The 10876-nt window shown below is 73.2% G+C and carries 9 protein-coding genes; 4 read left to right on the top strand and 5 right to left on the bottom strand.

Going from position 1 to position 10876, the window contains the following annotated elements:
• Positions 1-131: 131 nt before the first annotated feature.
• The 3 genes from ACFYX4_RS15095 to ACFYX4_RS15085 form a co-directional block, all read right to left on the bottom strand.
• Positions 132-923: a S1 family peptidase gene (locus ACFYX4_RS15095; protein ID WP_389331676.1), complete on the bottom strand. Its 792-nt coding sequence runs from the start codon at positions 921-923 to the stop codon at positions 132-134.
• A gap of 261 nt (positions 924-1184) precedes the next feature.
• Entirely contained in the window at positions 1185-4001 is a 2817-nt protein-coding gene (locus ACFYX4_RS15090) for an ATP-binding protein (RefSeq protein WP_389331673.1), read from the bottom strand.
• Positions 4002-4479: 478 nt separating this feature from the next.
• Entirely contained in the window at positions 4480-5313 is an 834-nt protein-coding gene (locus ACFYX4_RS15085; RefSeq protein WP_389331670.1) for a LuxR C-terminal-related transcriptional regulator, read from the bottom strand.
• Positions 5314-5470: 157 nt separating this feature from the next.
• Here ACFYX4_RS15085 and ACFYX4_RS15080 point away from each other — a divergent pair, with 157 nt between their 5' ends.
• Positions 5471-7141: an AMP-binding protein gene (locus tag ACFYX4_RS15080; RefSeq protein WP_389331668.1), complete on the top strand. Its 1671-nt coding sequence runs from the start codon at positions 5471-5473 to the stop codon at positions 7139-7141.
• Positions 7138-8787 (top strand): AMP-binding protein, encoded by a 1650-nt coding sequence (locus tag ACFYX4_RS15075; RefSeq protein ID WP_389331665.1) that lies wholly within the window; start codon positions 7138-7140, stop codon positions 8785-8787. The genes ACFYX4_RS15080 and ACFYX4_RS15075 overlap by 4 nt, the downstream gene beginning before the upstream one ends.
• Before the next feature lie 38 nt (positions 8788-8825).
• On the opposite strand, the gene ACFYX4_RS15070 is transcribed toward ACFYX4_RS15075, so the two are convergent.
• Both ACFYX4_RS15070 and ACFYX4_RS15065 read right to left on the bottom strand, forming a co-directional pair.
• Entirely contained in the window at positions 8826-9527 is a 702-nt protein-coding gene (locus ACFYX4_RS15070) for a hypothetical protein (RefSeq protein WP_389331662.1), read from the bottom strand.
• 239 nt (positions 9528-9766) lie between these two features.
• A complete protein-coding gene (locus tag ACFYX4_RS15065) occupies positions 9767-10039 on the bottom strand; it encodes a hypothetical protein (protein ID WP_389331659.1) in 273 nt (90 codons plus the stop codon).
• Between the two features lie 97 nt (positions 10040-10136).
• On the opposite strand from ACFYX4_RS15065, the gene ACFYX4_RS15060 reads away from it, so the two are divergent.
• Positions 10137-10388 carry a thiamine-binding protein gene (locus tag ACFYX4_RS15060; protein ID WP_389331656.1) on the top strand — a complete coding sequence of 84 codons (252 nt, stop codon included), beginning with the start codon at positions 10137-10139 and terminating at the stop codon, positions 10386-10388.
• Complete coding sequence (locus tag ACFYX4_RS15055) at positions 10385-10750, top strand: helix-turn-helix domain-containing protein (protein ID WP_389331653.1); 366 nt, start codon at positions 10385-10387, stop codon at positions 10748-10750. Before ACFYX4_RS15060 ends, ACFYX4_RS15055 begins: the two co-directional genes overlap by 4 nt.
• Positions 10751-10876: the final 126 nt, after the last annotated feature.

The following is a 10876-nucleotide window of genomic DNA, read 5'->3' as shown; positions in this document are numbered from 1 at the left end:
CCCCCCCCCCCCCCCCCCCCCCCCCCCCCCCCCCCCCCCCCCCCCCCCCCCCCCCCCCCCCCCCCCCCCCCCCCCCCCCCCCCCCCCCCCCCCCGGTCGTGTCCCCGAGACATGCTCGGGGAATCCCTGGGTTACGAGTTGACCTGAGTGGTCACCAGGCTGGAGAAGGTGGTCAGCCGGGTGTAGACACCCGGGTAGCCGGCCGCCGCACAGCCCTCGCCCCAAGAAGTGATCCCTGCCAGGACGCCCCCGATGAGCAGGGGACCGCCGCTGTCGCCCTGGCAGGTGTCTACGCCGCCGGAGGTGTATCCGGCGCAAACCATGTCGCTCGCGACGAAGTCGGAGCCGTACGAAGTGCGGCAGCTGGCGTCGGACACCGTCGGGACGGTCGCGGTCCGAAGCTGGTTGGAGGAGCTGCCGTTCGAGGAGGTGGTGCCCCAGCCGAGGATGCGGGCCGTGGTGCCGGCCGCGTACACGCCCGTCTGGGAGGAGGAGACGTACGACGCCGTGGTGTACGGCATCGACGTCGAGAGGGTCAGCACGGCCACGTCGTCGCCGTTGGTGGCGTCCGTGTAGCTCGGGTGGATCCAGATCTTGCTGACCCGGCTGACCGTGCCGTTGGTGCCGTTGAGGTACGTGCGGCCGCCGACCACTCTCACGCTGCTGGTGGTCTCGCCGACCATACAGTGGGCGGCGGTGACCACCTTGGTCGGGGAGACGAGCGTGCCGCCGCAGAACTGGTTCTGCGAAGCGTCCGTGATCTGCATCATGAACGGGTACGCCGTCGTGGTGGTGGTCGTGCCGCCGACGATGGGCTGCGGCGCGGCGACGGCGGTGGGGGCGCCGATCAGCGCGGTCGCGGCGGCCGCCGCGGTGGCCGCGACGAGGGCCGCGGTCTTCTTGGCACGGTTGAGCCCGAACATGGATCTCCTTGCGTGGGGAGTTGCCGGTGGGGGACGCGCGGGTGTGGGGGAGTGCACGGGGGTCGCGGGACCGACCCCCGTGTGCCCGGGCGAGCGGCACGTCCCTTACGCTAGGGCTCGGGGCTCTCCCTCCCCAATGAGGGAACCCCCTAAGGGAGTTGGGGCAGGGAAAACCCTCGGTCGCCCTCGGCGGACCGCACGCGGAAGATCACGGGGACCGGGTCCGATCTTCGACAGCAGGCAGTAAAACCCGCGGATCCCCTACTTGGCGTGGTGCCCCGCCGCCAACCGGACGATGTCCACCCGCGAGCGGATCCCCAGCTTGCGGTAGACCCGGGTCAGGGTGGCCTCGACCGTCTTGACGCTGATGAACAGCCGCGCGGCGATCTCCCGGTTGGTGGCGCCCTCCATGACCAGCGCGGCCACCTGACGCTCCATCGAGGCCAGCCCCTCCAGCGCGTCCGACGCGGGCGCCGGCGCGCGCACGACGGCCGGCTCGGCCGACCCCTCCGCGGTCGCCGCCTCGACCTGCCGCAGCCACGGCAGCGCCCGGCACCGCCGGAACAGCCGCGCCGCCTCCTCGTACGACGTCGGCCCCGGCCGCCCGGTGCGCAGCCGGGCCAGCTCGAACGCCGCGCGCGCCTCCTCCAGGCCGTAGCCCAGCTTGGCGAGCCGGTCCTGAACGGACGTCAGCCGGGCGACCGCGCTCTCCTGGTCGCCCCGCGCCGCCCGCACCAGCGCCTCCGCCCGGTCCAGCACCGCGAGGATGCTCTCCCGGCCGAGCCGCAGCGCGTGCTCCCGGGTGACGTCGATGACGTCCTGCGCCTCGCCCGGCTCGCCCACGCGGACCAGGGCCTCGGCCAGGTCGCCCTGCCAGCGGCCGCGCGCCGGGTCGGTGATGCCGAGCCCCTGCTCCAGCTTGCGCACCCGGCGCAGACTGCCGACCGCGCCCGCCGCGTCCCCGGCGACCAACTGGGCGTAGCCCAAGGCGGCCAGGGCCCGCGACAGATACATCTGGTCGCCGTCCTCCTCGGCCCGGTCCACGGCCTCCCGGGCCAGCGCCAGGGACCGTTCGACGTCACCGCCGGACGCCTCCGCCATGGAGGCCAGCATCGCCGACGCGCCGAGGCCGATGCCGGAGTCGCGGGCCAGCCTGAGGCTCTCGCGGGCCAGGTCCAGGGCGCGCCCGCAGTGCCCGGAGCGCAGTTCGGTGTCGGCGAGGAACCGCTGGAAGTGCACCTCGCTCTCGACCATGCCGCGCCGGCGCACCTCGCGCAGCAGCGCGCTGATCGTCGCCCGCGCCTCGGGGAGCTGGTCGCTCATCAGCAGCCAGCGGAACCTGGCCATGCCGACGCCGTTGTGATGGCAGGCCACGTAAGGGTCCTGAGGCTCTTTCAGAGCCCGTTTGATGGTGACGGGCGCGAGCGGATGGCCCATCAGGATCTCGGTGGAGGCCTGGAAGGACAGCGCCATCAGCTCGGTGCGCCGGTCGCCGCCGCGGGCGGCCAGCTCCGCGGTGTGCGCGGCCTCCTGGCGGGCCTGCGCGAAGTCGCCCTCGACGACCAGTTTGCGCCAGGCGAGCTGATAGTGGACCTGGGCGAGCAGCTCGGGGTCGTCGCCCGCGTCGGCGAGGACCTGCGGGTAGACGGCGTCGACGTCGCCCAGGGCCTGTCCGGCCGCCTCGATCACCACCATCCAGGCCTTGACCCGTTCGGCGGGCACGGTCGCCCGGGTCAGCACCTCGCGGGCGATGTCCCGGGCGAGGTCCACCTCGCCGGCCGTGATCGCGTCCTCGGCGGCCTGGAGCCGGCGCTCGTCCGGTGCGGGCGTGCCGTCCGGCGGGGTGTGCCGGGCGGCGAGCAGCCCGAGGGAGGCGGCCACCGACGGCGCTCCCCGGTCGCGGGCCAGGGTGGCGGCCTCGGCGAGCCGGGCGGCCACCTCCGGGTCGGTGCCGATGGTCGCCAGGGCGAGGTTGCGGGCCCGCTCGATCGGGTCGGAGGCGGCGGTGGACAGCGCGGCGTGCGCGGCCCGGCGCTCCAGCGCGGGCGCCTCCGCGTACAGCGCGGCCGAGATCAGCGGATGCGCGAACCGTACGGCCGGCCCCTCGGGCTCCGTGGCCAGCAGGCCGAGCGCGGCGGCCTGCGCGGTCTCCGCCTCGGCGTTCTCCCGGCCGGCCGCGTGCAGCAGCGCCAGAGTGGGGCGGGCGCCGGCGCTGGCGACGAGCAGGGTGCGGCGGGCCTCGTCGGACAGCATGTCGAGCCGGCTGAGCACCAGGGCGCGCAGTGAGGTCGGCACGGGCAGGGCCTCGCCCGGGCGGGGCGGGGTCGGGCTCTCGCCGAGGGCGCGGCCCAGCTCCAGGGCGAACAGGGGGTTGCCGCCGCTGGTGCGGTGGATCTCCCGCATCGTGGAGCGGGGCAGGTCGGTGTAGCCGCGGTGGTCGAGCAGGGCGGAGACCTGGGCGCGGGAGAGCGGGTTCAGCCGGACGGCGAGGGTGTCGGGCGGGGACGCGCGTAGATGGCGGTCGTACTCCTGTCCCTCGGTCCGCACCGCGCACAGCAGCTGGACGGGGGTGTCGCCCAGGCGGCGGGCGGCGAAGCCGAGGAGTTCGGCGCTGGCGGAGTCCAGCCACTGGAGGTCGTCGGCGACAAGCAGCACGGGGCCGGCGGCGGCGAGGGCGCGCAGCGCCGAGAGCACGGCCAGGCGCAGGGCGAGGCCGTCGCGTTGCAGGGTCGACTCGCCACGGCCGGTGAGCGCCGACTCCAGCGCGGTGCGCTGGGCGGCGGGCAGCTTGTCGGACACCTCGTCGAGGACCAGACCGAAGAGGTCGGCCAGGGCGAGGAAGGGGAGGTGGGATTCGGACTCGGTCGCCGAGCAGCGCAGGACGGTGCGGGCCGCCTCGCCGTAATCCGCGGCCAATGCCCGCAGCACGGTCGACTTTCCTATTCCGGCGGGGCCGTGGAGCAGCACACTGCCGCCGCCGGTCAGGTGGTCCCGGGCGGCCGTGACCAGCTCCTCCCGGCCGATGACCAGGTCGGGGCGGCATCTGGCAGGCTCCTGGAAGTCCCGTCGCACGGTCACCGCTCCCCTCCGTGTGTCGTGTTCGGGCCAAATTCTAGGCAACTTCCCGTTGAAATCCGGCTGGACGGCGTGGTGAGGGATATAACAACCGGACGCATAGGGAAATTCACCGAACCCCCGAATGAATGACCACTCATCGCCCACCCCACCCCTGACCCGAACACACCGCCCTGCCTGAAGGCCCCCGCCCCCTCCGGAGAGGCGAGTCACGCCCCTTCCGGGGAGGCGCTTCGCCCCCTTGGGGGAGGCGGGCTCCGCCCCTTCCGGGCAGGTGGCCAGAACCCTTCCGGGCAGGTGGCCCGAACCCCTCCGGGCAGGTGGCCCGAACCCTTCTGGGCGGGTGGGCTCCGTTTCTTTCCGGGGAAGCGGGTTCCGTCCCCTCCGGGCAGGTGCTTCGGCCCTTCGGGGGAAGCGGTCTGGACCCTCCGGGTCGGCGGGCTCGGGGCTCTCCGGGGAGGTGTTTCGACGTCTCCGGGGTTCATGGCAGGGACCCCGTTCTGCGGGCCGCTGCCACCGCCTCCCCGCGGGTGTGGGCGTCCAGTTTGCGCATCGCCGATCTCAGGTAGCCCTTGACCGTCTCCGGGCGCAGACCCAGCCGCTCCGCGGTCGCCGCGTTGGTCGCGCCCGCCGCCACGCACGCCAGGACGTCCAGCTCACGCGGGGCCAGCGGCACGGCGGGCGCGGGCGCGTCGCCGGTCAGCAGCCCGCACGCCGCGAGCAGTTCCGCGCGCAGCGCCGGGTCCGCGATCCGGGGCGCCAGCGCCCGAAGCGCCGCATGGGCCTCACGGATCCGCTCCAGACCCGGGGCCGGCCCGGGACCGGCCTCCGGGGGCCGCGCCGCGTCCAGCAGCTCGCGCGCCTCGTCCGCCACCGCCAGCGACTGCTCCACGTCCCGCGCCACGTCGACGGCCGCCGCCAGCGTGCGGTCGCCCAGCGGCTGGGCCGTGCGCAGCGCGCCGTACAGCACTCCGCGCACCCGGCGGCGCACCACGACCGGGATCGCCAGCACGGACCGCAGGCCCTCCTCGGCCACCGCCGCGTCGTACTCGTGGCTGATCCGCCGGGAGAGGGAGTAGTCGCTCACGGCACACGGACGGCCCAACGCGACGGCCTTGCCGCCGAGCCCGTTCCCCGAGGTCACCATGAGCCCGCGCAGCGCCGCCGTCGCCGTGCCGCTCAGTTCGCCGATCCGCATCCGCTGCCGTCCCGGCTCCACCAGCCCGCCGAAGGCGACCGGCAGCCCCGTCGCCCGCCGCAGCCGCACCGGCGCACCGCACAGCGCCGGCGCTCCGCTCACGTCCGCCGCCGTCACCCGCCCGCCCTTCTTCAGGCCTCTTCACGCCCCGCTCACCGCGGTGCCCCCCCGTTCGGGGGTGGTGAGACCCGCATCACGGATTACACGATGGCAGGGAGCCGCCCGGCAATGGTCCGGCGGAAACGGACGCGAGCCACAGGGAGACGGAGGACGGATGACGACGGCGACGGAGCGGTTCCGTGACGCGCGGGACTTCCTGCTGCGACACCGGGAGGACTACGCCACGGCGTACGAGGGCTTCGTGTGGCCCCGGCCCGAGCACTTCAACTGGGCCCTCGACTGGTTCGACGTCGTCGCCGACGGCAACGACCGGACCGCCCTGCACATCGTGGAGGAGGACGGCTCCGAGGTCCTCCTCTCCTGGGCCGACCTCTCCGAGCGCTCCGACCGCCTCGCCAACCTGCTGCGCGAGCGGGGCGTCGAGGCCGGGGACCGCGTCCTCGTGATGCTCGGCAACCAGGCCGAACTGTGGGAGACCGCCCTCGCCGCGATGAAGCTGCGCGCCGTCGTCATCCCGGCGACCCCGCTGCTGGGCCCCGCCGACCTGCGCGACCGCGTCGAGCGCGGCCAGGTCCGGCACGTCGTGGTCCGCGCGGAGGACGCCGGCAGGTTCGACGAGGTCCCCGGCGACTACACGCGCACCGCCGTGGGCGGCGTCCCCGAGGGCTGGCAGCCCTACGAGGACGCCTACGCCGCTTCCCCCGAGTTCCTGCCCGACGGCCCCACCCTGGCCGACGACCCCCTGATGCTGTACTTCACCTCCGGCACCACCGCCCACCCCAAGCTCGTCGAGCACACGCACGTGTCCTATCCGGTCGGGCACCTCGCCACCATGTACTGGATCGGCCTGAAGCCGGGCGACGTGCACCTCAACATCTCCTCGCCCGGCTGGGCCAAGCACGCCTGGTCCAACCTGTTCGCCCCGTGGAACGCCGAGGCGACCGTCTTCATCCACAACTACACCCGCTTCGACCCGGCCCGGCTGATGGCCGAGATGGACCGCGCGGGCGTGACGACCTTCTGCGCCCCGCCGACCGTGTGGCGCATGCTCATCCAGGCCGACCTGACCCAGCTGCGCACCCCGCCCCGCGAGATCGTCGCCGCCGGGGAGCCGCTGAACCCCGAGGTGATCGAGCAGGTCCGGCGGGCCTGGGGCGTCACCGTCCGGGACGGCTTCGGCCAGACGGAGACGGCCGTGCAGATCGCCAACAGCCCCGGCCAGCCCCTGAAGACCGGCTCCATGGGCCGCCCCAGCCCCGGCTACCGCGTGGAACTCCTCGATCCGGTGACCGGCGCGCCCGGCGCGCGGGAGGGCGAGATCGCGCTCGACCTGTCGGCGCGGCCGGTCGGCCTGATGACCGGCTACCACGGCGACCCCGACCGCACGGCGGAGGCGATGGCCGACGGCTACTACCGCACCGGCGACATCGGCGAACGCGACGAGAGCGGATACATCACCTACGTGGGCCGCGGCGACGACGTCTTCAAGTCCTCCGACTACAAGATCAGCCCCTTCGAGCTGGAGAGCGCCCTGCTGGAGCACGAGGCCGTCGCGGAGGCGGCCGTGGTTCCCGCGCCGGACGCGGTGCGGCTGTCCGTGCCCAAGGCGTACGTCGTCCTCGCGGAGGGCTGGGAGCCCGGTCCCGACACCGCGAAGGTGCTGTTCGAGCACTCCCGTGAGGTGCTCGCCCCCTACAAGCGGGTCCGCCGGCTGGAGTTCGCGCCGCTGCCCAAGACGGTGTCCGGCAAGATCCGCCGCGTCGAGCTGCGCGAGGCCACGGCTGCGGGCTCGGCCGACGAGTACCGCGAGGAGGACTTCCGGTGAGCTCCGTGAACTCGGTGGATTCCGCGACCTCGACGACCTCGACGACCTCGTACGCGCACGGCACCGGCGGGACCGCCCTGCTCGGCGACACGATCGGCGCGAACCTGGACCGCGCCGCCGACCGCTGGCCGGACCGCGAGGCGCTCGTCGACGTGCCCTCCGGACGCCGCTGGACCTACGCGCGGTTCGTCGCCGACGTCGACGAGCTGGCGTGCGCGCTGCTCGCGAGCGGGATCGCCAAGGGCGACCGGGTGGGCATCTGGGCGGTCAACTGCGCCGAGTGGGTGCTGGTCCAGTACGCCACCGCCCGGATCGGCGCGATCATGGTCAACATCAACCCGGCGTACCGCACGCACGAGGTCGAGTACGTCCTCAACCAGGCAGGAATCTCCCTGCTGTTCGCCTCGCTCAGCCACAAGGGGAGCGACTACCGGGCGATGATCGAGCAAGTACGGGAGAGATGCCCGCAGTTGAGGGAGGCCGTCTTCATCGGCGATCCCGGCTGGGAGGCGCTGCTGCGACGCGCGACGCCGCCCGCTCTGCGCGAGGAACTCGCCGCGCGCGAAGCCGAGTTGTCCTGCGACGACCCGGTCAACATCCAGTACACCTCGGGCACGACGGGCTTCCCCAAGGGGGCGACCCTCTCCCATCACAACATCCTCAACAACGGTTACTTCGTGGGCGAGTTGGTCGCCTACAGCGAGCAGGACCGGATCTGCGTCCCCGTCCCCTTCTATCACTGCTTCGGCATGGTGATGGGGAATCTCGCGGCGACGTCGCACGGCGCGTGCATCGTCGTCCCCGCCCCGTCCTTCGATCCGAAGGCCACCCTGGAGGCCGTCCAGCGGGAGCGGTGCACTTCTCTCTACGGCGTTCCGACCATGTTCATCGCGGAGTTGAACCTCCCCGACTTCGCCGCGTACGACCTCTCCTCCCTGCGCACCGGCATCATGGCGGGCTCGCCCTGCCCCGTCGAGGTGATGAAACGGGTGGTCGCCGAGATGAACATGGCGGAGGTGTCCATCTGTTACGGCATGACGGAGACCTCGCCGGTCTCCACCCAGACCCGCCGCGACGACGACCTGGAGCACCGCACCGGCACCGTCGGCCGGGTCCTGCCGCACATCGAGGTCAAGGTCGTCGACCCGGTCACCGGGGTCACTCAACCACGCGGCACGGCAGGCGAGTTGTGCACCCGCGGCTACAGCGTGATGCTCGGCTACTGGAACGAGCCGGAGAAGACCGCCGAGGCGATCGATGCGGGCCGCTGGATGCACACCGGCGACCTCGCCGTGATGCGCGAGGACGGATACCTGGAGATCGTCGGCCGCATCAAGGACATGATCATCAGGGGCGGTGAGAACGTCTACCCGCGCGAGATCGAGGAGTTCCTCTACGGCCACCCCGGCGTCCAGGACGTCCAGGTCGTCGGAGTGCCGGACGAGAGGTACGGCGAGGAGGTCCTCGCCTGCGTCGTCCCGCGCGATCCGGCCGACCCGCCGACCCTGGAGGACCTGCGCGCCTTCTGCGCGGGGCGGCTGGCGCACTACAAGGTCCCGAGCCGGCTCCAGGTGCTGGACGCCTTCCCGATGACGGTGTCGGGGAAGGTGCGGAAGGTGGAGCTGCGGGAGACGTACGGGCGGTAGCGGGGCGGGGCGGGGCCGCCGCAGCGGTGGCCGGCTGCTCAGTCGCCGCCCCGGGCGTCGAGCGCGCCGGCCGCCGCGTTGACCGGCCGGGGTACGCCCGTGAGGTCCAGGACGAAGAGGGGGACGGCGAGGGAGTCGGCGCGGGCACGGGCGTCGGGGGCGTACCCGGAGAGGGAGAAGTACACGCACTCCGAGGACTCCGCCATGGCGGTCAGCCACAGGCACTCGACGTCCCGCAGCGAGGCCGGGCGGACGCCGGGGTCGACCTGGGCCAGCAGCCCGCGGGCGGCGAGACCGATGCCCGAGGTGGGGCGCTGGTCGGCGCGGCGGATGTCCCGGTGGCCGAGCCGGCCCAGATACACCGCGGTCGCGGTGACCGCGTCACGGGCGGTGCGGATGGCGATGGGGCGGAACGGGCGGCGGGCGGGGCGGGGCGAGGGCGGGGACGTCGCCCCTTCGCGTGCGTCCGGCGTCCCGGTCACCGGTATGCGCATCACCGTTCCACAGGCGCAGCCCAACTCCGGCTGCGGCCACTGGTCGTGGCGGCCGCAGGCCGGGCAGCGCACGGTGATCCACTCCTCCTCCCACGCGCGGTGGACGACCGCCGTGGGCGCGGTCCGGCGGTCGAGCCGCGGGGTCACGGCGGCGCCGCACGCGCACGGGTAGGACGGCGCGGAGTACAGACGCTCACGTCGGCAGGCCGGGCAACACACCGGCACGCTCTCCAACATGGCCCCCATCGTCCTCCTTCGCCCCCCGCTTGTCCGTCCCTTGAGAACCTTCGCCCACCCGCTCACGTCGCCGGGGCCCCTCGCACATGCCCGAGGGGCGGCCCGTGGGGCCGCCCCTCGTCTGTGCGCGCGGAGCCCGCCTCCCCCGTGTCGGCGGGCCCCGTGTCACCACAATGTGCCCTGACCCAGGCTTGGTTGAAGACGGCTGAACCATGTTCAGAGGTTGATTTGAGGTTGGCGTACCCCCTCTACGCCGTGTGGTGTTCACGGTGATGTTCACCGTGATGTTCTCCGTGGTGTTCCGAAAGCCCCGGCCAGTCGTCCGGGCCGCCGCCCTGCCATTCGACGACGTCGCTCTCCTCCACCTCGATCCGGTCGAGGTCGGCCAGCCGGAGGATCTCGACGACGTCGTCGAGGTGGGTGGCGATGCCCAGGGTGTCGTCCCCCGCGGTGACCCGGCGGGAGCCGTCCAGGGCCGGGGCGTGGACCACGATGTGCGGGTACTGCGTCGGATTGCCCATGCCCTCAGGCTCCTGCGGACGGAACCGATCCGCACGCCGGACAGGCGCTCCACCGTTCACGGCGGCGCGGAGTGATCCCGGGCGTTAGGTTGAGCGCGTGCGATTGAGAGTGGAGTTCACGACCGAGCCGTTCGACCTCGACGAGCCGCCCGCGCACGCGCTGGTCGCGCGTGAGGTGATCGAGGCGGCCGACCTGGACGCCGTGGACGTCGGCCCGTTCGGCAACACCGTGGAGGGCCGCGCCGACGCCGTCCTCGCCGCCGTGGACGCCGTGCTGCGCCGCACCCTCCAGTCCGGCGCCACCCGCGTCTCCCTCCAGCTCAACGTGGTCGGGGAGGACGGGAGGTGACCGGCGCCGGGGACGAGGCCTTCATCGCGGCCGTGAAGCCGCTGGTCGACGCGATGGGCGGGGAGCTGCTCCCGCCGGACGAGGCCGGCCCCGAGGACGTCGTGCTCTCCTGGGAGGGGGCGGCGGCCGTCGCCGTGCGGCTGCCGCAGCTCGCCGACTCCCTGGACCACATTCTGGCCGCCATGGAGCGCCGGCAGGGCGAACCCCTCGCTGATCTGGACCGCAAGGCCAAGCAGGAGGTCGTCCGGATACTCGAGGCGCGCGGCGCCTTCTCCGTACGGCACGGCGTGGAGACCGTGGCGAGCGCGCTCGGGGTGAGCCGCTTCACCGTCTACAACTACCTCAACCGCGACAAGGGCTGAGCGCGACCGACGCCGATCCGCTCGACGCCGATCCGCCCGTCGCCGATCCATTCGTCACCCTCCGTAACCCGGAATTTTCAACAAACTGTTGACGTGGTGACGTGCGGGGGCGTTAGCTGACCGCAG

Source organism: Streptomyces sp. NPDC002328, assembly GCF_042890065.1.
Classification (GTDB): Bacteria; Actinomycetota; Actinomycetes; order Streptomycetales; family Streptomycetaceae; genus Streptomyces.
This window is presented reverse-complemented; position numbering and strand designations above follow the sequence as displayed.

What these genes read in the sequence shown, in the direction of transcription:
- ACFYX4_RS15070 (WP_389331662.1), bottom strand. Translation starts at nt 9,527, where the DNA reads ATGGGGGCCATGTTGGAGAGCGTGCCGGTGTGTTGCCCGGCCTGCCGA.
- ACFYX4_RS15065 (WP_389331659.1), bottom strand. Translation starts at nt 10,039, where the DNA reads ATGGGCAATCCGACGCAGTACCCGCACATCGTGGTCCACGCCCCGGCC.
- ACFYX4_RS15080 (WP_389331668.1), top strand. Translation starts at nt 5,471, where the DNA reads ATGACGACGGCGACGGAGCGGTTCCGTGACGCGCGGGACTTCCTGCTG.
- ACFYX4_RS15095 (WP_389331676.1), bottom strand. Translation starts at nt 923, where the DNA reads ATGTTCGGGCTCAACCGTGCCAAGAAGACCGCGGCCCTCGTCGCGGCC.